Origin of the sequence: Algoriphagus vanfongensis DSM 17529 (assembly GCF_000429465.1) — a bacterium.
Classification (GTDB): domain Bacteria; phylum Bacteroidota; class Bacteroidia; order Cytophagales; family Cyclobacteriaceae; genus Algoriphagus; species Algoriphagus vanfongensis.
Map to the genome: position 1 here is coordinate 78,343 of NZ_KE386906.1, position 25,066 is coordinate 103,408.

At 38.7% G+C, this 25,066-nt stretch carries 21 protein-coding genes; 20 read left to right on the forward strand and 1 reads right to left on the reverse strand.

What is annotated here, in order from left to right; genetic code table 11:
* Positions 1-35 precede the first annotated feature (35 nt).
* From G460_RS0119275 to G460_RS0119340, 14 genes are all read left to right on the forward strand, one after another.
* Positions 36-554, forward strand: coding sequence for a transcriptional regulator (locus tag G460_RS0119275; RefSeq protein ID WP_026956876.1), 519 nt, complete (start codon positions 36-38; stop codon positions 552-554).
* Positions 555-676: 122 nt separating this feature from the next.
* Positions 677-3,298 carry a polysaccharide biosynthesis/export family protein gene (locus G460_RS0119280; RefSeq protein ID WP_035464868.1) on the forward strand — a complete coding sequence of 874 codons (2,622 nt, stop codon included), beginning with the start codon at positions 677-679 and terminating at the stop codon, positions 3,296-3,298.
* Positions 3,299-3,334: 36 nt separating this feature from the next.
* A complete protein-coding gene (locus G460_RS0119285; RefSeq protein ID WP_026956878.1) occupies positions 3,335-4,654 on the forward strand; it encodes a UDP-glucose dehydrogenase family protein in 1,320 nt (439 codons plus the stop codon).
* 8 nt (positions 4,655-4,662) lie between these two features.
* Positions 4,663-6,096 (forward strand): lipopolysaccharide biosynthesis protein, encoded by a 1,434-nt coding sequence (locus tag G460_RS0119290; protein ID WP_026956879.1) that lies wholly within the window; start codon positions 4,663-4,665, stop codon positions 6,094-6,096.
* Entirely contained in the window at positions 6,093-7,172 is a 1,080-nt protein-coding gene (locus G460_RS0119295; RefSeq protein WP_026956880.1) for a DegT/DnrJ/EryC1/StrS family aminotransferase, read from the forward strand. The genes G460_RS0119290 and G460_RS0119295 overlap by 4 nt, the downstream gene beginning before the upstream one ends.
* The gene (locus G460_RS0119300; RefSeq protein WP_026956881.1) at positions 7,173-7,778 is read left to right on the forward strand and encodes a PglD-related sugar-binding protein; all 606 of its coding nucleotides are present in this window, start codon (positions 7,173-7,175) and stop codon (positions 7,776-7,778) included.
* A 4-nt stretch (positions 7,779-7,782) separates the two neighbouring features.
* Complete coding sequence (locus G460_RS0119305; RefSeq protein WP_169817536.1) at positions 7,783-8,940, forward strand: TDP-N-acetylfucosamine:lipid II N-acetylfucosaminyltransferase family protein; 1,158 nt, start codon at positions 7,783-7,785, stop codon at positions 8,938-8,940.
* On the forward strand, positions 8,933-9,799 hold the full coding sequence (locus G460_RS22765; protein WP_157366971.1) for a glycosyltransferase family 2 protein: 867 nt from the start codon (positions 8,933-8,935) through the stop codon (positions 9,797-9,799). Before G460_RS0119305 ends, G460_RS22765 begins: the two co-directional genes overlap by 8 nt.
* A complete protein-coding gene (locus tag G460_RS22290; protein ID WP_051316141.1) occupies positions 9,799-10,656 on the forward strand; it encodes a glycosyltransferase family 2 protein in 858 nt (285 codons plus the stop codon). Before G460_RS22765 ends, G460_RS22290 begins: the two co-directional genes overlap by 1 nt.
* Positions 10,653-11,603, forward strand: coding sequence for a glycosyltransferase family 2 protein (locus G460_RS0119320; protein WP_281171670.1), 951 nt, complete (start codon positions 10,653-10,655; stop codon positions 11,601-11,603). The genes G460_RS22290 and G460_RS0119320 overlap by 4 nt, the downstream gene beginning before the upstream one ends.
* A gap of 172 nt (positions 11,604-11,775) precedes the next feature.
* Positions 11,776-12,654, forward strand: coding sequence for a GNVR domain-containing protein (locus tag G460_RS22770; protein WP_169817537.1), 879 nt, complete (start codon positions 11,776-11,778; stop codon positions 12,652-12,654).
* Positions 12,647-13,921, forward strand: coding sequence for an O-antigen ligase family protein (locus G460_RS0119330; RefSeq protein ID WP_026956884.1), 1,275 nt, complete (start codon positions 12,647-12,649; stop codon positions 13,919-13,921). Before G460_RS22770 ends, G460_RS0119330 begins: the two co-directional genes overlap by 8 nt.
* Positions 13,922-14,995 carry a glycosyltransferase family 4 protein gene (locus G460_RS0119335; RefSeq protein ID WP_157366972.1) on the forward strand — a complete coding sequence of 358 codons (1,074 nt, stop codon included), beginning with the start codon at positions 13,922-13,924 and terminating at the stop codon, positions 14,993-14,995. It begins immediately after the preceding gene.
* A gap of 25 nt (positions 14,996-15,020) precedes the next feature.
* Positions 15,021-15,719, forward strand: a complete 699-nt coding sequence (locus G460_RS0119340; protein WP_026956886.1) for a WecB/TagA/CpsF family glycosyltransferase — start codon at positions 15,021-15,023, stop codon at positions 15,717-15,719.
* Here G460_RS0119340 and G460_RS0119345 read toward each other — a convergent pair.
* Entirely contained in the window at positions 15,716-16,966 is a 1,251-nt protein-coding gene (locus G460_RS0119345; protein WP_169817538.1) for a glycosyl hydrolase family 28-related protein, read from the reverse strand. The two genes, G460_RS0119340 and G460_RS0119345, sit on opposite strands and share 4 nt — an antisense overlap.
* Before the next feature lie 192 nt (positions 16,967-17,158).
* Here G460_RS0119345 and G460_RS0119350 point away from each other — a divergent pair, with 192 nt between their 5' ends.
* The 6 genes from G460_RS0119350 to G460_RS0119375 all read left to right on the forward strand — a co-directional run bounded on the left by G460_RS0119350 (position 17,159) and on the right by G460_RS0119375 (position 25,066).
* Positions 17,159-18,739, forward strand: coding sequence for a capsule assembly Wzi family protein (locus tag G460_RS0119350; protein ID WP_245578763.1), 1,581 nt, complete (start codon positions 17,159-17,161; stop codon positions 18,737-18,739).
* A gap of 233 nt (positions 18,740-18,972) precedes the next feature.
* Positions 18,973-20,283 (forward strand): nucleotide sugar dehydrogenase, encoded by a 1,311-nt coding sequence (locus tag G460_RS0119355; protein WP_425393941.1) that lies wholly within the window; start codon positions 18,973-18,975, stop codon positions 20,281-20,283.
* A gap of 174 nt (positions 20,284-20,457) precedes the next feature.
* Positions 20,458-21,195, forward strand: a complete 738-nt coding sequence (locus G460_RS0119360; protein ID WP_026956890.1) for a polysaccharide biosynthesis/export family protein — start codon at positions 20,458-20,460, stop codon at positions 21,193-21,195.
* A gap of 6 nt (positions 21,196-21,201) precedes the next feature.
* Positions 21,202-23,589: a GumC family protein gene (locus G460_RS0119365; protein ID WP_026956891.1), complete on the forward strand. Its 2,388-nt coding sequence runs from the start codon at positions 21,202-21,204 to the stop codon at positions 23,587-23,589.
* A complete protein-coding gene (locus G460_RS0119370) occupies positions 23,586-24,335 on the forward strand; it encodes a methyltransferase (protein WP_026956892.1) in 750 nt (249 codons plus the stop codon). The genes G460_RS0119365 and G460_RS0119370 overlap by 4 nt, the downstream gene beginning before the upstream one ends.
* 11 nt (positions 24,336-24,346) lie before the next feature.
* A complete protein-coding gene (locus G460_RS0119375; RefSeq protein WP_157366973.1) occupies positions 24,347-25,066 on the forward strand; it encodes a hypothetical protein in 720 nt (239 codons plus the stop codon).

The following is a 25,066-nucleotide window of genomic DNA, read 5'->3' on the forward strand; positions in this document are numbered from 1 at the left end:
AGTACCTTTGTTACTCACTTAGCTGGTGATTTTTTATGCTGGAATCTTTAATCACCTCAAAGACCCGTTTGAGGCTTCTTGTTAAGTTTTTTGTAAATGATAGAAATCAAAGTCATCTCCGTGGATTGGCTGATGAATTTGGTGAATCTACCAATGCAATCCGCAAGGAGCTGAATAACCTGACGCAAGCAGGGATATTGCTCAAACATTCAGAAAAAAACAAGATTGAATATCAGGCGAATACCAAACATCCTTTTTATATCAATATCAGAGATATTATTAGAAAGTATTTGGGATTGGATATGCTTTTGGAGCAAATCTTGGATAGGATGGGGGAGGTAGGTCAGGTGGTTTTGGTAGGAGATTTGTCCAAGGGTATCGATTCCGGCAAGATTGACGTATTGGTCACTGGCACTCCGCTCAATGAAGGATATATCCAGACTTTGACTGAGAGAATAGAGCAGATGATGGATAGGCGGGTGATTTTCATTTTGGAAAATGAGCGCTACGAAGGTGGAGGATTGGTACTCTATGATAGGTATATAGGGGTATAATTCCCTGAAGGATTTTAGAATTGTGTGAGGCTTGGTAGGTTCGGTATGGGACTGAAAGGGCGAAGCTGTGCCATCTTATAAAATAATCGCATATTTACTTCTTGATAGATTTGAAGCATAATTTGAAAAAGAATAACAATACGCTATGGAAATGTCTGTCATTTCTATTGCTGGTTTTTTGTCTAGCTTGGAATGTGGAGGCACAGAGCCTTTCGGATATTCCCACCATCAAAGTAGATAATCTCTCGGATGCTCAAATAGAGCAGCTAATCAAGCGAGCGGAGGCAAATGGAATGACATCTAGCCAATTGGTAGCTTTGGCAAGAGAAAGAGGAATGCCTGCCAGTGAGGCTATGAAACTGAGTCAAAGAATTTCCGAACTTCAAAACTCTGCTGGAGCCTCTGGAAATAGCGGGACAGTGATGGGGGGGAGGAGTTTGGTCGATCCTCAAGGCGTCGACATGTTTGATTCTTTGCGCAAGTCAGATCCCTATTATGATCTGACACCGACTCAGAAGAAGATTTTTGGATATAAATTGTTCCACAACCGGTCACTGGATTTCAGTCCAAGTCTAAATCTCCCGACACCACTATCTTACGTGATTGGTGCTGGAGATCAGCTGTTAATAGATATTTATGGGGCTTCACAGCAATCCTATGATTTGACGGTCACCCCAGAAGGCAGGGTTCTTTTTCCCAATATCGGCCCTGTGCAGGTAGGAGGATCTTCAATTGAGGCAGCATCCGCACGGATCAAGACGAGTTTGTCTCGAATTTATTCTGGACTACAGGGATCTAATCCCAATACATTTTTGCAAATAAGACTTGGGAATATCCGATCGATCAAGGTATCCATGGTAGGAGAACTGACCAAGCCAGGAACTTATACGTTACCTTCGTTTGCTACAGTTTTCAATGCGCTCTATGCCGCAGGAGGCCCAAATGAAAATGGTGCTTTTCGAAATGTTCAGGTGTATAGAAATTCCCGCTTGGCTGCTACGGTGGATATTTATGAGTTTTTGTCCAAGGGTGATCAGAGTGCCAATATTGTTTTGCAAGACAATGACGTAGTAATAGTACCTCCTGTGCAGGCACGTGTGGAAGTCATAGGACCAGTCAGGAGAGAAGGTCTTTTTGAAGTCAAACCAGATGAGAGTTTGTCTGATTTGTACGTTTACACGGGTGGATTTCAAAGTACAGCCTACCAAGATCGTATTACTGTACGCAGAATAGAAAATAACCAAAGAAAAGTTTTGGATGTTTCGCGGGATGAGTTTGGTTCGTTTTCTCCCAAAGATGGAGATGAGATTTTGATAGGAGAGGCCTTGGAGAGATTTACCAATCGGGTTCAAATTGCAGGTTCAGTCAATCGTCCAGGAGAGTTTGCGCTTACTGAATCAGGACTTACGGTGAAAGAGTTAGTCAGCAAGGCTGAGGGGGTAAGACCTGAGGCTTTTACCACTAGAGCTACACTTTATCGAACAAGTGATGATTTGACTTTAGCCGCGGTGCCCCTAGATCTAAAAGGGATTATGGATGGAAGCCAGGCTGATGTAGAGCTGAAGAATGAAGATTTATTATTTGTACCGAGTCGCTATGATATTCAGGAAGAATATTATGTGAAAGTCTCCGGTGAGGTGAATTTTCCGGGTACTTATCCTTATGCATCCGAAATGACGGTAGGTGATTTGGTGTTGAGAGCTGGCGGATTGCTGGAATCTGCGAGTAATTCTTCAATAGAAATTGCAAGAAGGGTACGTGATGCAAGCACCGGGAAGATTGCAGAGATTTTGACTTTAAGTATTGATGCAAACCTGAAGCTTTCTCCAGAGGAAACCAACACAAGACTGAGTCCTTTCGATCATATTTTCATTCGAAGAAAGCCAGGGTTTGAGCAGGAGCAGCTGATTACTTTGAGAGGAGAGGTGAAGTTTCCTGGTGACTATGCGATTGCTTCGGCTAATGAGAGGATTTCAGATGTCATTAACAGAGCTGGTGGATTTTCGGATTTTGCATACCCTAAGGGGGCTAGTTTGATTCGAAGAACTATCTATTTCAAAGGGCAAACTGAAGAAGAAATCAGAGAGGAGAGGTTGAAGGAGATGAGAGACAATCTTGATCCAGAAAAGAATAGAAATACAAATGAGGCTGAGCAGATTTTGTATGAAAGAATAGTTGAGAAGCTCGAACAAATAGAGGCACAAAAGGAACTGGAAGAAAATGAGAGGATGCGGTCTCAGATTTTCGAAGTATCCAATCCTCTAGATAGTATGAGTATGGATTCGACTCTACATGCAAAGCGCTATAAGGAAGAAGACCTAGTTGGGATAGATCTGGAATATATCATGAATAATCCAGGCTCTGATGCAGATTTGATCCTATTTGAAGGCGATGTATTGCAGATTCCTAAACAACTGCAGACAGTACGAATGGTAGGTGAGGTTTTACTTCCTACTACCACAAGATTTGAAAAAGGGCAGAATCTGAAAGACTATATTTCTAAAGCAGGGGGGTTTACAGAAGATGCTCGTAGAAGTAAAGCATTTGTCATTTATGCCAATGGAGATGCTGCTCAAACAAAGAATTTTTTGGGACTGAAAAATTACCCGAAACTAGAACCAGGTGCTGAGATTGTCGTACCTCGCAAGCCTCAACGTGAAAGAATGAGTGCGGCAGGATGGATTGGTATTGCTTCCAGTTTGGCGACTTTGGGGATTTTGCTTGAAAGACTAATCACGAATTAAGAAATCAATATTTATTATTTTCTCCACTAATTACTTATGAAAATAGCAGTAGTAGGAACAGGCTATGTAGGGCTGGTTTCAGGAGCATGTTTTGCTGATGTAGGAATAGAAGTTACCTGTGTCGATATCGATCAAAAGAAAATCGACAAACTCAAAAATGGCATTATGCCAATCTATGAACCTGGTCTTGAGGAGATCGTAGTTCGTAATTATAAAAGCGGAAGATTAAAGTTCAGTACTGATCTGGGGGAGGCTATCCAAGGTGCTTCTGTAGCTTTTATTGCAGTGGGAACACCTCCGGGAGAAGATGGATCTGCTGATTTGAAATATGTATTGGCAGTAGCAGATGAGATTGGTTCCAAAATGACCGATTACATCGTAGTGGCAACCAAAAGTACGGTGCCTGTGACAACAGGTGAAAAGGTAAGAGGTGCGATCAAGTCCGCCTTGGATCAAAGAAATTCCAATTTGGAATTTGCGGTGGCATCCAATCCGGAATTTTTGAAAGAAGGCGCTGCGGTAGAAGACTTTTTGAAACCAGACAGAATAGTGATTGGGGTGGATGACGAAAGAGCTGAAAAAATCATGCAGCGACTCTACAAACCATTTCAACTCAGCGGAGAGAGGATCATCTATATGGACATCCCATCTGCAGAGATGACCAAGTATGCAGCAAATGCAATGCTGGCAACCAAAATATCATTCATGAATGATATTGCGAATCTGTGTGAAAAAGTAGGTGCAGATGCCAACATGGTGAGAAAAGGTATAGGGTCTGATCCAAGAATTGGCAATAAATTCATTTACCCGGGAGTAGGATATGGAGGTTCTTGTTTTCCGAAAGATGTAAAAGCTATCATCCGGACCGGGAGAGAATATGGGCATGAGCTCCGAGTACTACAATCTGTGGAAGATGTGAATGAAGATCAAAAACATGTCTTGGCCAATAAGGTTAAGGCTCATTTTGGAGAGGATCTTTCAGGGATGACTTTTGCGATGTGGGGACTGAGCTTTAAGCCAAATACAGATGATATGAGAGAAGCTCCTGCGGCCGTTATTATTGATGAATTGAGAGCGGCTGGAGCAACAGTAAAAGCTTATGATCCAGTAGCAATGGAAGAAGCCAGGGAGCATTATATTTTTGACAAAGTGACATACTGCAAGGATGCATACGATGCACTTGTGGATGCAGATGCGCTATTGCTAGTCACAGAATGGTCTGAATTCAGAATTCCGAGTTGGGAAGTAGTAGGGAAACTATTGAAGAACAAGGTCATCTTTGACGGTCGAAATATCTATGATAAGAAGTATTTGGATTCACTTGGATTTGTTCATTTTGGTATCGGTTCGAAGTAAGTTTTCACTTGAGTCTTAAGAAAAAAGCCTTCTCTGGTCTTCTATGGAGTTTTTTTCAGCTTTTTGGAGTCCAAGGTATAAATTTCGGGTTGTCCATCATATTGGCCAGGATACTAGCACCGGAAGATTACGGTCTATTGGGTATGCTGGCCATATTTATGGCTATAGGTCAGTCCCTCGTCAATAGTGGGATGACTTCAAGCCTGATTCGGACAGCTGAGGCTACTGATGCGGATTATTCTACCGTTTTTTGGCTTAATCTTTTGATCAGTTCTGCTATTTACTTAGTCTTATGCCTAGTGGCACCCTGGATAGCTGATTTTTATGATCAGGAGATTTTAACGCCCATAGTTAGAGTCTACTGCTTGTCATTAATTTTTTCGGCATTGTCTATGGTTCAGAAAGCAAGGCTAATTAAAAAGATGGATTTTAAGACACAGATGCTTGTTTCGATTCCATCACTACTAATCTCAGGTGTCGTAGGGATTTTTATGGCGAAAAATGGTGGAGGAGTGTGGGCACTCGTGTGGATGAATTTGTGTCAGATTTCCCTGAATTCATTATTTTTTTGGATTCATTCGGGTTGGAGACCCCAATTTACAGTTCAAAAAGACTTATTGAAAAGGCATTTTGGTTTTGGCTACAAACTGACCTTTGCTGGTATCTTGGAGTCGGTGTTTCGTAATAGTTACCAACTTATGATTGGGAAGTTTTTTCCTGTGGCAGATCTAGGGTATTATACCAAAGCAGACAATCTCAAGCAGCTTCCGGTTCAAAATATTTCTACTGCCATTGATTCAGTGACATTTCCACTTTTTTCCAAAATCCAAAATGAAGATGAAAGGTTGAGAAATGCTTATAAAATAGTGATGCAACAGGTGTTATTTTGGCTTGCTCCTACACTTACCTTTGCTGGGGTTTTGGCAGAACCGATTTTTGGTTTTTTGCTTTCAGAAAAGTGGATTCCGGCTGCTCCGTATTTTCAGGTTCTATGCGTCATAGGTATTTTGTATCCCTTGCACTCTTATAACATCAATATTTTGAAAGTCAAGGGAAGGACTGACTTGATATTATACCTCGAAATTTTCAAGAAGATCCCTTTGATTATTGGATTGTGGTTTGCGATTTCTCAAGGGATATTTTTCTTATTATATCTTCAGGTTGGGCTTAATATTCTCTATTTTTTTTTGAATTCTGCCTATTCAGGTCGCATGATTGGATACTCCACGGGGCAGCAAGTCCGTGATCTATTTCCCATTTTTATAATGGTTGTGTTGGCAGGAGGGCTTGTTTTAGGTCTATATACTTATTTGAATGCCTGGAGCTATTTTCCCTTGATTTGTATTTGTTTTCTATCAGGGTTTGTTTTTTATTTATTGTCTTCATTTTTATTTAATTTGGAACCCATTTTATTCATTAAAAAAGAGTTGCTTAAAAAATGATTCCTGTAACTAAGCCATTCATGCCTTCACTGACTGAATATCAAAGGTTATTAAAAGGTATATGGAAAAGAAATTGGCTTACGAATAATGGCCCTCTTGTCAATGAGCTGGAGATGACTCTCAGAGACTATCTCCGGGTGAGTAATGTACTATATGTATCCAATGGGACTATTGCTATTCAAATGGCTATCAAATCATTGGGTATAAAAGGAGAAGTGATTACCACCCCGTTTTCGTATGTAGCTACGACAAGTAGTCTAGTATGGGAGGGTTGTACGCCTGTATATGTGGATATAGATCCAGATACTCTCAATATAGACCCATCAAAAATCGAAGAAGCTATCACTAAAAATACCAGTGCGATTTTGGCGACTCATTGTTTTGGCAATCCTTGTGATATTCAAGCAATTCAGGAGATAGCTGATCGGTATAGTTTGAAGGTGGTGTATGATGCAGCACATTGTTTTGCTACGCAATATCAAGGCAAATCGGTCTTTGAATATGGTGATATTAGTACGACTAGTTTTCATGCAACTAAGCTTTTTCATACTGTTGAAGGAGGAGGGGTATTTACAAAAGATAAAAATCTGGCTGAGCAGCTATCCTATCGCCGAAATTTCGGTCATAATGGGCCTGAGAAATTCAATGGGATAGGTATAAATGGTAAAAATTCTGAGCTGCATGCTGCTATGGGACTTCTCAATTTGGGGTATATGGGTCAAATACTGGATAGAAGAAAATCACAGACTGAATATTATCACCAGATTCTAAGGGATTCCCATCTGAAGTATATCAAATTACAAGATAAGACAGGATTTAATTATGCCTATTTCCCCGTGATTTTTACCAGTGAGGAGGAAGCTTTGATTACTAAAAAGCTTTTGGAGGATAATCAAATTTTTCCAAGAAGATATTTCTATCCAAGCCTTTCCTCTCTCCCTTATGTTTCAGGCAATACCCCTATCTCCGATGATATTTCAGCTAGGATTTTGTGCTTGCCTATCTATCATGAGTTGACTAAAGAAGAACAAGATTTGATAGGGAGATTTGTTTTAAAAGCATTAAAGAAGAAATAGATGCTGATAGCTGGTGCCGGAGGACATGCTTTGGAAGTTTTGGATGTATGGAAAGAACTTGAACCTCATTTTCAATTTATTTTTTTCGATGAGATCAACACTGATCAAAACCTTTTGAGGGATATTTATCCGATATGTCATCATCTTGAAGAAGTGAAGGCTATTCTCTCAGTTAAAGATCAATTCTCACTTGGTGTGGGCTCCCCCGAGGTGCGTAGACGTCTCTATGGGATACTCTGCTCACAAGGCGGAACATTTAGTCCATTGCACGCGGCCTCTGCTCAGGTTAGTTCGACTGCATCTGGTGAATTTGACGCAATGCCTTTTTCATTTATTGGCCCTGATGTCCAGATAGGACAGGGATCATTGATCAATACTCGGGCTCATGTCCATCATGAGTGTTATCTTGGCGAATTTGTAGAAGTGGGGCCTGGAGCTGTGTTGTTGGGCAATGTACATGTAGGGAGTTATTGTAGTATTGGTGCTGGCGCAGTATTACTTCCCGGGATCAATCTGGGAAACCACATCCGGGTAGGTGCGGGGGCTGTTGTCACTCGGGATTTTCATGCTGGGGCAACAGTCAAAGGAATCCCTGCCAAAATCTGAACTGATGTCTCAAATACTTCATATTTCTCGCGATAATAAGTTTTTGGATTTTGCCATTAACTGTTTTGAGCAGGTCTGTTCTGGTGAAAGCTATTACTGGATTCTCGAAAATGAGCATTCCAAAGAACCTGTCACTCACATCAAGTATGAGCAGATCCATCCGATCCAGGTCAAGCAAGCATGTAGATTAATCAAAGACCAGAAATTTATCAGCCAATTTAAGACTGTTATTTTTCATGGGATTTCTCCCGTTGAGCAGCAGGTCCTTCAGTCTATTCAAAGTCAAATCAAGGTCATTTGGTTTGGTTATGGGTTTGATTATTACCCGTTAATAGATTTTTTTATGCAGAAGTACTTGGATAAGAAAACAAAAAAGTACTGGTATAAAGAAAAAGCAGGATTGGCCAAGTTAGGGTTAAGGCTGAATGAATATCTTCCATTTTGGACTTATTTTAAGTCTAAAAGTCAATTAAAGTTTTTTGAAAGAGTCGATTACTTTGCACCTGTTCTAGAGCAGGAGTATGACAAAATCAAATCCAAACATCCTAATTTCAAAGCGAAGTATATTGATTGGAATTATGAGTTGGGTAAAAATATTTTTGATAGTATAGGAGAGGAATATGTACATGGTACTAATTTTCTCGTTGGAAATAGTGCGTCGATCACCAACAATCATATTGATTGCTTTGCTATGCTGAGCAAGCAAAAAGTCGAGTCAAATCGAGTGTTAGTCCCTCTAAGCTATGGATTTCCCAAAAAATTTAAAAAGACCATATTAGCTGAAGGGTTACAGGGGTTTGGAGATAGGTTTTTGCCTATAGAAGAATTTATACCCTTTGCGGATTATCTTGATCTTCTCAAATCGTGTGGATATGCATTGTTTGGAAGTATTCGGCAACAAGCCTTAGGAAATATATATATGTGCCTCGCGCTGGGGATCAAAGTTTACCTCCATCCTAGGAATCCAGTTTTGGATGATCTAAAGAAAAAAGGGTTTCATGTATTTGATTTCCATCAATTTAAACAAGAAAAGGCTTTTCGAGAGCCTATGCCATTGTCATTGCAGCAGGAAAACCGAGAGCTGATGCGCCAGATGTCATTGGAAGAAAATTACCTTTCAAAAACCAAGAAATTGGTGGAATTGATTCAAACTTTTGAGTAAGCAAATAGAGGGGATGGTTTCCATTTTGGTACCTGTTTTCAACAGGGAAGATCTTTTATTGGAGACTCTAGTCAGTATCCAAAAGCAATCTTATTCTAATTGGGAGTGTATTTTGGTTGATGATGGCTCGAATGATAGTTCTCTGTCTATTTGTAAAGAAATGGAAAATAGGGATTCTCGCTTTAGAGCATTCTCTAGACCTGTTCAGACTATCAAAGGAGCGGCGGCTTGTCGTAATTACGCCTTTGAAAACAGTAGGGGAGAGTTTATTCAATATTTTGATTCAGACGACAAAATGTTGCCATTCATGCTGGAACGGAAAGTAGAGAAACTGTCAAGATACCCTAAAGCTGATTTTTTGGTTTCAAAAATGGCTTCGTTTGATGCCGATGGAAGGATTGACCACCAGGACTATCCTCTGACATCGACTAATCTAATCGCTGATTTTCTTACCTATCAAGTATATTTTCTAACACCAGGCCCCATGTTTCGGAAAGTTTTTCTAGAAAAGTTTCAGGTGAAATTTGATGAAATACTTGACCGGAGACAAGAAAGGGAATTTTATACTCGAATTGTACTGTCAGAGCCTGTTTATATCACCAGTGATGAGGTTCATTGTCTACGTCGAATTCATGGTAATTCTATCAAATCTACCTTTGAAACCAAGAGCTCAACCATTCAAGTTTGGAGCAAATTTTTATTTTACCGGCAGCTTTTTCTCAATTCCCAACAGAAATATGGGACTTTGATGAATCAATATTTCGGTGATGAGGTTACACGGATGATTTTCTTTTTTCTCAAAAAAGGGAAGTTGGGTAAGGCTTGGGAAGTTTTGCAGTTTCGAATCTCTATTGGCTGATGGAGATTTCCGTTATCATTCCGGTGTATAAGGATTGGGCAAGATTGGCTATTTGTCTGATGTGCCTTCAAAATCAATCTATCCGATCCGAAGATTGGGAGATTGTAATAGTGAACAATGCTCCAGATGATAGCCCTCCGTCTAATTTTCTAATCCCAGATAATGCCATCCTCATCGATCAAGCGAAAGCTGGTTCATATGCCGCTAGAAATACAGGGATTCTTCATTCAAAAGGGGAAGTATTGGCGTTTTTGGATTCTGATTGTATTCCAGATTCTGATTGGCTATTAAATGCCTCTAAACTCCTGGATCAAGAAGTGGAGCTAGTAGGTGGGAAAATGGAATTCTTTAAAGAAAAAGAAGGGTCAGAGTTGGTATTTCAGTTTGAGAAGGCTTTTTCCTTTGATCAAAAAGGAAATGTTGCAAACGGTCAGAGTATTACTGCCAATTTGTTTGTTAAAAGGAATGTTTTCGATGAAGTAGGGTTTTTTCCAGAATCATTCTTATCTGGTGGAGATTTTTTTTGGACCAATAAAGCATCAAAACATTTCAAATTAGTCTATGGTAAAGATGTCGTAGTGAGACATCCGGCGAGATTGTCTATTAGTTCTTTGAAAAAGAAGAAAAAAAGAACTGCGGGCGGTATGTATTTAAGAGAATTTCAGTCTTTATCTTTTCTTCAGTCTTTCATTTTTGTAGTGAAGCAATTGAGGCCTCCATTGACAATATTTCTGCTCAATAGATATAGCATGGCTTTGAGAGTTAGATTTTTTTTTCTCAAATGGTATTTGGAATGGATAGGAATCCAAGAAATGATGCGAGTTAAATTTGCCAATCAAAAGATGGAAAGAAATTGAAATTTTCAGTAATAATACCCTGTCACAATAAAGCAAAGCATGTGGAGCGCTGTATTCAATCTGTACTTGCTCAAACTTTTTCTGATTGGGAACTGATATTTGTAGATGACTTCTCTCAAGATGGATCTTTGGCAATCGCACAGAAATTTGCAGATCAACGAATTGCCTTCTATCAACGTGAGATCCCAGGCCCAGGTGGTTATGCAGCTCGAAATTTTGGTATTGACAAAGCTTCTGGAGATTGGGTTTGCTTCTTAGACGCAGATGATGAATGGAGGCCTGAATATTTGCAAACTCTTCACAGTACAATCAAAGAGAATAGAGGAGTTAGGCTTTTTGGCACTGCCTGGAAGAATATGAATGCTGGGACCGGGGATATATGTCCAATTTCCAGGTGTTTCCAAAACGGAGCAATAGAGATTTTAAGCTTCCATACCTTTTTATCATGTTCAGTTCAGAATTGCCCTCCACTATGGACCAGTGCCGTAGCTGTAGACTTATCTCTGATCCGAGAGGTAGGTGGCTTTCCAGAAGGTATGTGTAAATCAGGTGGAGATGTGGATACGTGGTTTCGATTGACTCATTATACCAATGCGGTTGGTTTCATCAATACTGTAGGGGTATATTACCATACAGATAGTGAGAATATGGTGACCCGTACCCTGAAATCATTTGAAGTGCCTTGCTTGGTGCATTCGGTAAGATCAGTGTTGGGATCGGCTGGAACTGATGAGAAGAAGTTACTCAAACAGTATTCTAATAAATATCTCCTAGCTCAAATAGCAAAATCAATTCGATCTGGCAGATTTAATATAGACTTAATATCTTATTTTTTTTCCGAAGTAGAACCATTAAAATACAGGATTTTGATCCTATTTAAGAGCAAGCTTTTCCGATCACTTTACAGAATATATCTAACAGTAAATAATCCTTTCTATGGCAAATGAACCGATTGATATTGGGGAACTGATCCAGTTTTTCTCAAAAAAAATCCGAAGCCTGCTAAAGGTGTTGGGAGGATTCTTGATTCTAGGAATTGTTGTGATCCTTTTGACCAGAGATCACTATGAATCCAATTTGAAATTTGTAGCTGAAAGTGGAAATTCCGGAGGCAACCTAATGAGTCAATTAGGAGGCATCTCAGGGTTGAATTTAGGGTCATTTGATAGTCAAAACTCTTCCCAGCTATCACCTAGCCTTTACAATGAAATTATTTATAGCTACCCTTTCCTCTGGAAATTGAGTCAGAAGATGATTTTAGTTAATGGAGGAGAAATGAAATTAGGTAGTTTCGTAGAAAATAATCGTAGACCATCTCTTAAATCATTAATTAAAGGGTATACCATCGGACTTCCAAGTAAAATTTTTGGTGAAAAACCTGAGCCTCTTAATTTGGATATGGTTGTTTCAGATTCTAGCGTATTTTCCAGCCGAGAACTTGTTCCATTATTTAATGAGTTCAAAAATATGATCACGCTTGAAAGTGACCAAAGTACCGGAGCCATTACACTTGTAGCTGAGAGTCTTAATCCTGAAGTGTCAGCACAAATGGCTGTTCATCTATATCAATTGCTCTCTGACTATGTAGTAGAATATAAAACTGAAAAAGCCATGCAAAATTTGAATTTTGTGGAAAGTCAGTTTGAAGAGGCAAAACGAAGTTTTTACGAAAGTCAAGAGAAACTATATACGTTTAGAGATAGAAACCAGCACCTGAATATGTCCGCATGGAGAGCCGATGAAGAAAGGCTACAGGCAGAATATAATCTTGCGAACAATCTTTATAATAATCTTGCGGTCCAGCGTGATCAGGCCAAACTGAAAGTACAGGAAGATATTCCTCAGTTGACGGTTATTAATCCACCTGTGGTTTCTTATCAGACATCTAAACCAAATATTCCACTCATTCTGGCTGTATGTATATTTTTGGGTTTGATGACTGGATTTGCCTTGATTTTATTCCTTTATCTAAAGGAGTATATTTTTAAAAATGGATAGATCGCAGCCATTAGGTGATGTGTTTGAATTACTAAAATGGGTGCTACTCGGGATGGCTTTTACATATCTTTGGGTAGATTGTCTTAATGGTGTATTGATCCGGATAGGGGTGGGGCTTTCTATTTCCCAACTATTTAAGATGGCACTACTAGCTGGGATGCTATTATACTTGCTCTGGAAGAATACTTCTTACTTTTTGATTTCCTTTGGGCTGATTTTATTTTTTCTATTCCCTTTACTTTTCAGATCTATCTTTACTGGTGACACCAGAGGTGTTGTAGGAGATTTTGGATACAACCTCAAGTTGATATTATTTCCTATTTCTTTTTTGTTTTTTGGCAGCCTAGACAATATCAAGGGTCAAAACCTCAAAATCCGCAATACATTTGCTTGGAGCAATTTTGCTCTTATTGCTGTTAATATTCTGCTTGGTGTGGCAGGTATTGGTTATAGTCAATATAATGGTCCTGAAGGAGCAGGTATAGGAGGCCGCGGCTTTTTTTATGCGGGCAATGAAGTAGCTGGAATTTTTGTGTTGTTTGGTGGGGTTTGTTGGTATTTGACTAAGGGTTGGGGTTCGATCTTTAGGTTTGTTTTTTTTGTATTTCTCTTGATTTTGGGAATTATGAATACTTCTAAAACGGCCATTCTAGGAATAATTTTGATAGTAGGATTGACAGAGCTACCTACACTACTCAAAAAGAAAATGTCTCTTGGTCAGTTTTTGATTGTGTTGATGTTACCCTTTTTAGCATTTGCAATCGTCGGCTCGGTATATTATGGGGTTCAAGCCACAGGACTCATCGACAGGATCTCGTTTTTTTATCAGCGGATGGATTTATTGACATTTATACTGTCTGGAAGAAATGAAATGGTGGCAGGAGCTATGAGTTTTTATACGGAGGTTTTTGGGTTTTGGGACTATCTTTTCGGTTTGGGCAATGGTGAGTTTGTTGATATGATGGGTCGGTATCATACTAAAGCCCAAATAATAGAAATTGATTTTTTTGACTTGTTGTTTATCAATGGTATGCTCGGGATGGGATTGATTCTGGCAATTTATGTGGCCGTCACTTGCAAGTCAATGTATGAGGGAATCATTTCTAATACACCCTATTGGGCGATAAATTTGATTTTGATTTTGATATCGATGATGGCGGGGCATATTTTCAATTCTGCGATGCTAGGAATTAGCTTAGGATTTTTCAATGGTTTGGTAGTTCATTACCCCTCAAGTAAAACCCAGTCAACATCAACTTTAGTCTAGGTGAAGCTTAAAGTACTTTTGATATCTAATATGTATCCTTCTTCCCAGTTTCCTTATTATGGGACCTTTGTTAAAGAGATGGAAGATGCATTGATAAAGACGCAATTAGTGGAAATTGACCGGATTGTAATAACTAAAAGTCAAAACTATATCATAAAAGCGGTTAGCTATTTGACTTTTTTTAGTCGGGTGGTTTTAACTTTAGGCCTCTTTGGGAAAAAGTATGATGTTGTTCATGCACATTTTCTCAACCATACATTGATTCCATTCTTTTTTTTGAACAAGTCTAACATGTCCAAATGGGTTTTTAATGGTCATGGAAGTGACGTGTTTCCCGAAAAAAAACGGGGAGATGTATTGGGGAAAGTTTCAAAGTGGGCGATAAGAAAAGCAGATAGCGTTGTAGTGCCTTCAGAATATTTTAAGAAAGAGGTGGTTAAGAAATTTAGCTTGAATCCCAATACAGTGTTTATTTCTCCTTCGGGAGGAGTTGATGTTACTTTATTTAGAGGGATTCGAGCAATCGATCCTTCTAGGAAAGTAGTAGGGTTTCTTGGAAGGATAGAAGAAAATAAAGGGATCAACTTATTTTTAGATGCTATATCACTCTCTAAAACCAAAGGGATTAAAGCAAAAATAGCAGGTACAGGAGAGATGGTTCATCAGCTGAACGACCGGATTAAGCAAGATAGAAGGTTGCCCACTACGAAGTATCTAGGTGCAATTGCCAAATCAGAGGTTCCACAGTTTTTCGATGATATCGATTTGTTCTTATTTTTGAGCGATCGAAAGGGAGAAAGTTTGGGGCTCACAGCACTAGAGGCGTTAGCGGCGTCTTGCCCTGTTCTGGCTTTGGATAGAGGTGCTGTTCGTGATTTTGTCCTGCACGATGAGAATGGCTATTTGGTCCCGCAAAAAGATCCACAGCAAATCGCAAAATGGGTTGATCATTTTTTTAGTTTAGATCAACAACAAACTGAAAAAATGAAAAATAAGGCTTATTCCGTAGCCTTAAAATATGATTCTGCGTCTATTGGTAAAGACTTAGTGAATCATTATTATCATCTCACGTAATCAAGTTCCAACTAGTATATTATCAATGCAGCATAAATTTATAAATGGTATCAGAGTGTATGGCTTTGGAAGCAAGGTAGACCTAATAGAGTTTGCTAATCAAAGGCCACCAGTAATACTGATTGCTGTAAATGCTGAGAAAATAGTCAATTCCAACCCTCAACTGAAAGAAGTTATAAATGCTAACATTGGCTATGCTGATGGTGTAGGTGCAGTCTGGGCTCTTAAACAAAAAGGCTTAAACAATGTGGTCAAAATCCCTGGAGTAGAGCTTTGGCTTGAGTTTGTGAAAAATTGTTACAAGGATAGTTCTTTTTACTTTGTGGGTGGGACAGAACCTGTAATACAAGCAGTAGTTCAAAAAATCAAAATTGAATATCCCGGAATAGCGATCAAAGGATATAGAAATGGGTATCTCAAAGAAGGAGATCGTAAACTATTGATTAAAGACATAGAAGAAAAAAAACCTGATTTCGTCTTTGTGGCGATGGGAAGTCCTGCCCAAGAAAACCTAATGACCGAAATGGTCAAGGTTCATGCAGCTGTATATATGGGATTAGGTGGGAGTTTTGATGTATATACTGAGAAGGTAAAAAGAGCACCCCAAGTATTTTTGGATTTCAAAGTGGAGTGGCTTTACCGATTACTTTCCGACCCTAAGCGTATCACAAGGCAGCTGAAACTGGTCGGATTTGTTAAAAACATGATGTTGAAAAAATACTAGAACACGTCTTTTCCTGACTTTGACTTATGTTTGATTTTGTTGTTTTTCCCCTTTTTGGATGCAGATTTAATGTCATTTACAGAAAAGTCATATAGGCCATAAAGTTGAGTTTTCTTGTTTTGGTTGTCTTCGCAGATATTGTTTGAGAATGTATTGTTTTTCAAATAATCTTTCAAAGCTATAGCTCCTCGAGTAGACAAGGTTAGCATGCGTTGATTGCCATTGATAGCTTTGTTATTAAGTACCTGAGAATTTTCCATTTGGCGAAAAAGAAAACCATGTATGCCACTATTTTGAGCCAAATTGCCTTCCATGTAGATATCAGACGAAACTTCAGGATAAGGGTGTGAAGCTGTTTCAATACCAAATCCATTTCCGCAACCAATCGCGCGATTATTTATCAATTTGGTGTTTGATTGAGGTACATGAATTCTAAAGCCATAATTGTCACAATTTTCGGCTAGGTTATTTTCGATAAGAGCTCCTTTCTTGTAGCCTATGGCAAACCCGGATCCATAACCTTTTTCAGGACTTGGACCGCCCTTGGCTGAGCAGTTTTTGACTGTAAGATTATCGACGATCAAATAATAGCCATTGTCCTCAAACCAGCCCTCAGCATGGTTCCCTTCAAGAGTAATGTTTTTTCCATAAGCATAAAATCCTGTTCCTGCATTAAAGCTTTTAGAATTCAATATTTTGCTACCGGGATCTACGGATAATATTCCTCTTGGTCGTCCAGAATTGTCTTTACTTGTGAATGTGTGGGCATTGGTAGAAATCACTCGGTCTATAATGTTTTGCGAATCATCCCCTTTAAAGTCGTAGAAAGCAACTCCATGCCATGTATTGAATGTTTGTACGTCTTTGATACTACTCTTGCTACAATTTCTCAATGCAATTCCCGCCTTTCCTCTTGAGGCTTTCTTTTTGAAATTACCATTAACTTGAACATGAGAGACGTGGATGTTATGATTAGCTGCTGCAGGATTTGTAGTGATTAATCCTTGGGCTTTGCTGATACTCCAGCCTCCCTTTACGGAGTCTCTAAAAAAAATAGTTTCATTAGAATTTTCACCCTTCAATGAAATATTGCTTTTCAGAATAATAGCATCGTTGAGTAGGTACTTACCTTTAGGAACATAAACAGTTCCTCCCCCACTTGTAGACAGACTATCTACCAATATATTGATTAAATCGGAATTTTCGAATTTGCCACTTGGGTCAGCGCCAAAATCAAGAATATTCACCTCTTGGGCTTGGAGATTGAGGGAAATAAAAATTAAAAAAATGGATTGTTGAACGATCCTTTTCATAGAAGTTTAATGGTAAGTAGACAAAAGATAGGTAAAAATATCCTTCCAACTTTAATCTTTGCAGTTTTTGTCTTCGGTATGTTTGGCCGGATTCATTCACTGTATGGGCAGTCCTTACAAACTGGAATGCCTGTCATCGAGGAGGCCATACGGAGGAGTCAACTCTTAAATAGTGAAATGCAAGGGCCTAGTTTTGCATTGAGACCTCTACCTCTGGCACTTCATAGGATGGATAGCTCTCAAGCGTTTACGTCCTTGAATCTATTCATCTCTCCAAACGAAAACTTCATCAGGGCTTTACCTATAAGACAGACGATGGAGTTTAATTCAAAACGTCCATATGGTTGGGGAAATGGAGCAATGGTACCGAACGTGGGACTTCAATCCTATACAAATCTGGGGGTTGAAGCAAAATTTTCGGTATTCAACATTAAACTAAGCCCCGAATTAATTTGGACGGAAAACAAATCTTTTCAGGGTTTTAGTTTTACTCAGAGAAATATTGCAGAAGCAAGATACAGATCATGGAGTTTTGGTGATTATCCCGAAAGATATGGAGAAAGCCCAACGACCTTAATTTGGTGGGGACAGTCGAAATTCACGCTGCAGGCTGGATTTCTGGAAGCAGGTATTTCTACAGAAAATATTTGGTGGGGTCCAGGGCAATTCAGCGCTTTGACTTTCTCAAATAATGCAAGGAGTTTTCCTCACTTGACTCTTAGAACAAGAAGGCCGGCTAAAACTTTTCTGGGGCAGTTTGAAGGAGAAATCTTATCTGGAAAAATTGAAGATTCAGGATTAGCTCCTGCGCAATTAGCTGAATTGAACAGCTTGTATTTCTATCCCTTTTCAGGTGATCATAAGTATGTTAATGCAATGACATTAACTTATAATCCTAAATGGGTGCCCACGATGTTCGTTGGTTTTACGAGGACACATCAGCAATACTCAGATCAAATGGGGGATGAATTTTTTGACTATCTCCCTATTTTCGAGCCTTTCCAAAAGTCTGTTTATGGATTTGATAAGGATAGCGAAGGCAGAGATCAGCAGTTTACTTTTTTTGGGAGATACGTCATTCCCAAAGCCAGCATGGAGGTGTATTTTGAATACGGCAGAAGAGACCATGCCTACAATTGGAGAGAGGCTATATTAAACCCAGAGCATGCGAGAGCCTATCTGTTGGGATTTCAAAAGGTTTGGAAAACAGGGATTGAAGAAGAGTATGTTCAAGTTAGAGCTGAACTACTCCATCAGCAAGAGTCGGTTAACAGATATATTCGTTATGCGGGTTTAGGAGGGTCTTACACATGGCATACCCATGGACAGGCTCGAGGTTTTACTAATTTCGGGGAAGCATTAGGTACAGGTCCCGGGGTAGGCTCTAATGTTCAGACGTTGGAAATAGCGAAGGTCGCAGGCTTGAATAAAAGAGGAGTAAGACTTGAAAGATTGGCCAATAATCAGGATTTTTTTTACCGTGCTTTCGGGCAAAACACCGAGAAAAAGCCATGGATTGACCTCAGTGTTGGTTTGCTTTGGGATCAGGAATGGGATCGATTGATCTTGAGTGGGAAGTTCCAATATATTCGAGCTTTGAATTATCAGTGGCAATCAGAGGCTACAAGTACAGTTGACTTTCCTGACGGTCAAAACTTAGGATCTTTTTTCACCCAAATCCACCTGATTTATCGAGTTGGAAATTGAGTAAGATACCCTTGGTTTTATTTCACACATTTTCTGTTAGTTTTGCTATCAATTATGGGGTGAGTAATTTTGGTACTCATTTTTCCCTAGTCAAAAAGCTTGAAATTTGCTAGGAAAGCTACTTTTTTGAAAAGAATTAAGTACTTCCTCTTACAAATTTTAGATAAATATTTCATAATTAATTAGCTAAGTCTCTGTGACTGAAGGGGCGAAGCTGGCTAGTGCTACCAAGAATGAGTAATATGTTGAGACCGTTTGAAGAAGTGAAAATAGCAGTCATTGGTCTAGGCTATGTAGGCCTTCCTCTGGCGGTAGAGTTTGCGAAAAAGTTCCCTGTTGTAGGGTTTGATATTGATCAAAAGAGAGTTAACGAACTGCAAAAAGGGAAAGACAATACGTTAGAAGTCGATGATGAATTACTTGCTTCGGTTCTTCAAGAAGATCTTGCCGGAAAGCCTACTGGCCTACTACCCACATTCACTGACCAAGACTTGTCAGACTGTCAGGTTTATATTGTAACTGTCCCTACGCCAACTGATAGACACAATAGACCAGTACTGACTCCGATGCTAAAAGCTTCCGAGAACATTGCGAAATTTTTAAAAACAGGGGATGTGGTCATCTATGAATCTACTGTATATCCTGGGGTCACAGAGGATGAATGTGTGCCAGTTTTGGAGAATATTTCTGGCCTTACCTATAACGAGGACTTTTTTGCAGGCTATTCTCCAGAGCGAATCAACCCTGGTGACAAGGAACATACCGTAGCTAAAATATTGAAGGTCACCTCTGGAAGTACTCCAGAAGTTGCAGAGTATGTGGATCAGTTATACAAAACAGTTATTACAGCTGGGACTCACAAAGCCTCTTCGATCCGAGTAGCCGAAGCGGCAAAGGTGATCGAGAACTCCCAACGTGATATCAATATTGCTTTTGTCAATGAGCTTTCGAAAATCTTTAACCTATTGGGAATAGATACCCAAGAAGTGTTAGAAGCAGCTGGAACGAAATGGAATTTTCTGAAATTCCGACCAGGATTGGTTGGTGGTCATTGTATTGGGGTTGACCCTTTTTACTTGGCACAAAAAGCTCAAGAAGTGGGCTATCATCCTGAAATCATTTTGGCAGGCCGTCGGCTAAATGACTCCATGGGCAAGCATGTCGCCACAGAAGTGATCAAGCTCATGATGCGGAAAGATCTGAAAGTGATTGATTCCAAGGTGTTGATTCTAGGCTTTACCTTTAAAGAGGATTGTCCGGATGTCCGAAATACGCGTGTGATTGATATTTACAAGGAACTGAAGTCCTACGACATGGAAGTGGATGTCTTCGATCCTTGGGCCAATCCAGCTGAGGTTAGGCATGAATATGGGATTGATATCATTTCTGGAAGCAAAGAGCCAGAGTTAGGTGATTATTCTGCGGTGATTTTGGCAGTTGCTCACAAAGAGTTCAAAACATTGGCCATCTCTAAATCAGAAAGTCAAGTTGTCTTTGATGTGAAAGGATTTCTTGAAAAAGATAGGGTGGATGCTAGATTATAAATGAGTTTGTCCCGAAAGAGTATTATTTAGATATATTTCTATTTTTGGGTGGTTTTAGTATTAAAATTTTAAATAATAGTATAAATGCTTTCGAAGTATTTTAAAATCGCCATCGTTTCGGTGGTTGTTGTCTTGAGTTTGTTTTCCTGTGTGTCAAATAAGAAGGTGATCTACATGCAAGAATTAGAGGATAGTACAGGCCCTTTAAAAGAGTCAAGCGTCAAATACCCTTATCAGCCAGAGGAATATTTACTTCAGGTAAATGACATCATAGAAGTGAATATCAAAACAACTGATCCGGATTTGAATAGATTACTTTCCTCAACCTTTAATGACCAAAATGGGAATCAAATGGCAGGAGGAGGCCAAAGTGCAGGAGATGTTTTTTTTATGAATGGATATTCTTTGGACGAACAAGGGCAAATTGAACTCCCGCTTATTGGAGAAGTAAAACTAGACGGAATGACTATAGATGAAGCTAAGGTCGTTGTCGAAAATGAAGTTAAAAAATACGTTAAGGAAGGCGAGTATTTCGTCAGAGTGCGATTGGGAGGTGTGAGATTTAGTGCTCTTGGTGAGTTTAATAGTTCAGGTAAGTTCACAATCCTCCAAAACAGAGTAACTATTTTTGAGGCGATTGCCTTTGCGGGAGACCTGAGCAGATTAGCCAAAAGAAATGAAGTGCTTTTGGTGAGACAATATCCAGATGGTACGCAAATACACAAAATTGATCTTCTTGATAGAGATCTTTTAACTACCGAATTTTATTGGTTGAAGCCTAATGATTTAATTTATGCTGAACCTATGAAAGTTCGTGAAATTGGAGCAGGTAGTTCATTGGTTGAGACTTTGACGCTATTGACTACCTCAATTACAGCTATTACACTTATACTAACTCTTGTCAATAATTAAGTAAATATGAGTTTTGACTCCGAAGAAAAAGAATTTTTTAGCGAAGACAGTTCGTTTGATATCAAATCCGTGATCCCTAAAATCATTAGGGTCTGGCCAATTATCTTGGTCTCAGCTTTTTTGTTTCTAATAGGCTCTTACGTCTATACAAGAATGAGCACGCCGATGTTCAAAGTTTCGGGCTTGTTTTTTATTAAAGACAACGATAGTCAATTTTCATTATTTAATGGTCCGGCAATTGATGGATCTGTAAAAAATGGTCTAGTAAATGAAATTACCATCCTAAAGTCAAGACCTATAGCAGAGGCAACTTTAAGACAACTTGACTTTAATACTGAGTATTATTCAAGAGGGACGTTTATTAACACCGAGCTTTACATCAATACACCAATTCTCGTAGAAGTTAACTGGAAAGAACCTCAAATTTTGCAGGGTCTTGTGACCATAAGATGGAAGAATGAAAAGGAATTTGAAATTTCCTTTGAGGATAAAGAATATAGCAAATATCTTCCAGACGGCTCTAAAGCAAAAATGGAGATATTGCCTGAGCCCAAAAACTACCCTTTTGGGGAGTGGATTCAGACTAATAATTTCACAATAAAAGTTACTAAAACCAGTGTGGAGCCAGAAGGGGAGGTTTTGGTTAAGTTTAGAGATTTAGAATCATTGATAGGGGAATATTCTAATAAATTGATGATTCAGAATGCTCAAAAAGAGGGCTCAATACTTGAGTTGGGACTGAGCACACCTAGTGTAAGAAAGGGAGAAGTTTACATCAATAAGTTGATGGAAACGTATTTATTTTTGGAGTTAGAAGAAAAAAATCAGATTGCTTCCAACACAGTGAATTTTATTGACAGCCAAGTAGCAGGCGTCTCAGATAGTTTAAGGCAATTTGAAAATCAACTTCAAACATTCCGATCTTCCAATAAGATTTATAATCTCGAATCCGAAAGTTCTTCAGTTTTTAGTCAACTTACTGAACTTGAAAATCAATTAGGGCAGGAGGAGTTTAAAAGGAACTATTACAGGAATTTAGGAGGATACCTGATCAGAGAACAGTATAGTGACCTCGTAGTTCCTTCTGGGATTGGTATTGATGATCCTATCCTAAACTCTTTGATTTCAAATCTGATGGAATTGCAAGTAGAAAAGTCAAGACAACTTGCAACTCTTACTGAGCAGGCTCCTGTGGTCCAGGCTTCAAACAATAAAATTAGAGAGCTAAACAAATCCATACAAGAGGTCTTGAAAAATGTTGATAGTAACTCAGCACTTTTGATCGAGGACTTGAAAAATAGGATAGAAAGTATAGAGAGTTCGTTTAGAGACTTACCAGAGACCCAACAAAATCTAATAAGAATTCAACGGCAGTTTGCATTAAATGAGAATATCTATAATTACCTGATGGAAAAAAGAGCCGAGGCTGCTATCACCAAGGCTTCTAATAAGGCTGAAAATAAAATAATTGAGCCAGCATCAGGGGGATATTTAACTAGTCCAATTCCTATTAGAAACTATACTCTCGGGATATTTGCAGGAATAATGATTCCGATCCTTATTGTATTAATCAGAGAATTAACTCGCACAAAAATAGAGGATGTATCTTATTTGGAGCGAAAATTAAGAATCCCCTTGTTGTCTACCATTCTTTACAATAAGAAAAAATCAAATCTAGTGGTATTGGAACAAGGCAAGTCAGGGCTTGCAGAAGGCTTTAGGTCGCTACGGGCAAACATCAGGTTTATTTCTCCAAATGAGAAGCAGCTCACTGTGATGGTTACCTCGACTATCTCTGGAGAGGGCAAGACATTTTGTGCAATGAATTTAGCATCAGTTTATTCACTTACGGGTAAGAAAACGATACTAATTGGTTGTGATATGCGTAAACCTCGAATTTTCAATGACTTTGGAATCACTAATGATGTTGGGTTATCTACAGTTTTGAGTGGTCAGATCGGATGGAATGAGGCAATCAAACAATCAAAGTATGACAATCTGGATATAATGGTCTCTGGACCAACTCCTCCAAACCCTGCTGAATTGTTGTTTACCAAGGAATTTGAAAACTTGATCACTACTTTAAAAGAAACCTACGAGGTAGTGATTTTGGATACACCACCAGTAGGCCTTGTTAGTGAGACATTAGATTTATTGCCTTTTGTTGACTTGACTTTGTTTGTTTTCAGACAGAATTATAGCCAAAGAAGCTTTGTAGAGGCACTGAATGGGTTGAAGCTTAATAAAGGGATGAAGAATTTGTATGCAGTTTTTAATGGAGTAGATGGCAGTAAAGTGACATATGGGTATGGATATACTTATGGTTATGGGTATGGCTACTATGAAGATGACAAGCCGCAAAAATATTCGATCCTGAAAAAAATATTTAAATGAATAAAGTAGAAGTTTTTTTGGATAAGTTGGATTTCAAAAAGAGAAGAAAACTCATCCGCCTGGTTAATCGATTTAGGACTTTTGGTAAAACACAAAACCTCAATTTTTTAGCTGTCACGTATAAAACTGATAAGTGGGGAAAGCATTTTTATACACAACATTATAATTTTCATTTTGAGAAATTCCGAAATAAGAAGTTTAAACTTCTTGAGATTGGGATTGGAGGATATGATAATCCAACTCAAGGAGGAGGTTCTTTAAGAATGTGGGAAAGATACTTTTCGAAAGCTGAAATCTTTGGTTTGGATATTTATGACAAGACTCTACTTGAGGAAGGTAGAATTAGTATTGTCAAAGGGAGTCAAGTTGATAAGCCATTGTTGGAAAACCTCTCGAAAAAAGCTGGTGGATTCGAGATTATTATCGACGATGGAAGTCATATGAATGAACATATTATCGACACGTTTCAAATTTTGTTCCCTCTTCTTAAAGAAGGAGGAATTTATGCAATTGAAGACATACAGACTTCCTATTGGCCTGAATATGGTGGCAATAGTGGAGAACCAGATGAATTGAGTACCGCAATGGGCTATTTTAAATCACTAGTTCATGGATTAAATCATACAGAATTCAAAGATTCGGATAGAAAACCTTCCCCGTTTGAGCAGCAAATTTCATCCATTCACTTTTATCACAATTTGATTTTCATATATAAGGGGACTAACCCTTATGTAGATAAGGCATAGATTATATCTAAATGAGTTTTGTTCTATTGCTTACAGCTTCCATTAGCCCTTATCCATCAGATGATACAAGAGGGAGAATTAATCCTAAAGATCGTGAAAGAGATTATTTTAAGGCTACTAAGTATTATTTGTCTAAGGGGTTTAAAGTAGTCTTTGTTGATAATTCCAATACTAAATCTGATATGATTGTAGCATTGGGAAATGAATATGGGAATCTGGAATATCTTCATTTTGAGACAAAAAGGAGTTATTTGGGGAAATCACACGGTGAAGTGGAAATCATGCAATACGCAGTAGAAAACTCCGTGCTTCTCTCTAAAGTTGATTATTTAATTAAAATCACTGGAAGATATTTGATCAAGAATATTTCGGAAGTTCTTCTTCCTACAAATCAGATGCGGGAGGAGTTATACATAAACCCCACTAGAAATTTGAGGTGGGCAGACTCCCGATTGATGATGATGCGGAAATCATACTATTTTAATTATTTTATTCCTACTGCCGAAAAGTTCTTAGATGAATCAAAAAAGGTATATATGGAAAATGCATTTATTAAAAGTATGTTTTTTTTCCTACTTGATGGAGGTGAACTTCACCTGTGGCCCGCTTATCCTGCTTATGATGCCTATGATGGTACTTTCAATGAGAAGGTGTCTTTTGGATTTTTGAAACGGGTGAAATATAATCTCTATTACAAATTTAAAAAATTTGCCTTCAAGCATAGGGCTTGA

Excerpts from the sequence above, each read along its gene's own strand:
- G460_RS0119360 (WP_026956890.1), top strand. The coding sequence starts at position 20,458 with ATGCAAGAATTAGAGGATAGTACAGGCCCTTTAAAAGAGTCAAGCGTC.
- G460_RS0119370 (WP_026956892.1), top strand. The coding sequence starts at position 23,586 with ATGAATAAAGTAGAAGTTTTTTTGGATAAGTTGGATTTCAAAAAGAGA.
- G460_RS0119355 (WP_425393941.1), top strand. The coding sequence starts at position 18,973 with ATGAGTAATATGTTGAGACCGTTTGAAGAAGTGAAAATAGCAGTCATT.
- G460_RS0119305 (WP_169817536.1), top strand. The coding sequence starts at position 7,783 with ATGTCTCAAATACTTCATATTTCTCGCGATAATAAGTTTTTGGATTTT.
- G460_RS22290 (WP_051316141.1), top strand. The coding sequence starts at position 9,799 with ATGGAGATTTCCGTTATCATTCCGGTGTATAAGGATTGGGCAAGATTG.
- G460_RS0119330 (WP_026956884.1), top strand. The coding sequence starts at position 12,647 with ATGGATAGATCGCAGCCATTAGGTGATGTGTTTGAATTACTAAAATGG.
- G460_RS22770 (WP_169817537.1), top strand. The coding sequence starts at position 11,776 with ATGAGTCAATTAGGAGGCATCTCAGGGTTGAATTTAGGGTCATTTGAT.
- G460_RS0119365 (WP_026956891.1), top strand. The coding sequence starts at position 21,202 with ATGAGTTTTGACTCCGAAGAAAAAGAATTTTTTAGCGAAGACAGTTCG.
- G460_RS0119340 (WP_026956886.1), top strand. The coding sequence starts at position 15,021 with ATGCAGCATAAATTTATAAATGGTATCAGAGTGTATGGCTTTGGAAGC.
- G460_RS0119350 (WP_245578763.1), top strand. The coding sequence starts at position 17,159 with ATGCCTGTCATCGAGGAGGCCATACGGAGGAGTCAACTCTTAAATAGT.
- G460_RS0119295 (WP_026956880.1), top strand. The coding sequence starts at position 6,093 with ATGATTCCTGTAACTAAGCCATTCATGCCTTCACTGACTGAATATCAA.
- G460_RS0119275 (WP_026956876.1), top strand. The coding sequence starts at position 36 with ATGCTGGAATCTTTAATCACCTCAAAGACCCGTTTGAGGCTTCTTGTT.
- G460_RS0119300 (WP_026956881.1), top strand. The coding sequence starts at position 7,173 with ATGCTGATAGCTGGTGCCGGAGGACATGCTTTGGAAGTTTTGGATGTA.
- G460_RS0119375 (WP_157366973.1), top strand. The coding sequence starts at position 24,347 with ATGAGTTTTGTTCTATTGCTTACAGCTTCCATTAGCCCTTATCCATCA.
- G460_RS0119285 (WP_026956878.1), top strand. The coding sequence starts at position 3,335 with ATGAAAATAGCAGTAGTAGGAACAGGCTATGTAGGGCTGGTTTCAGGA.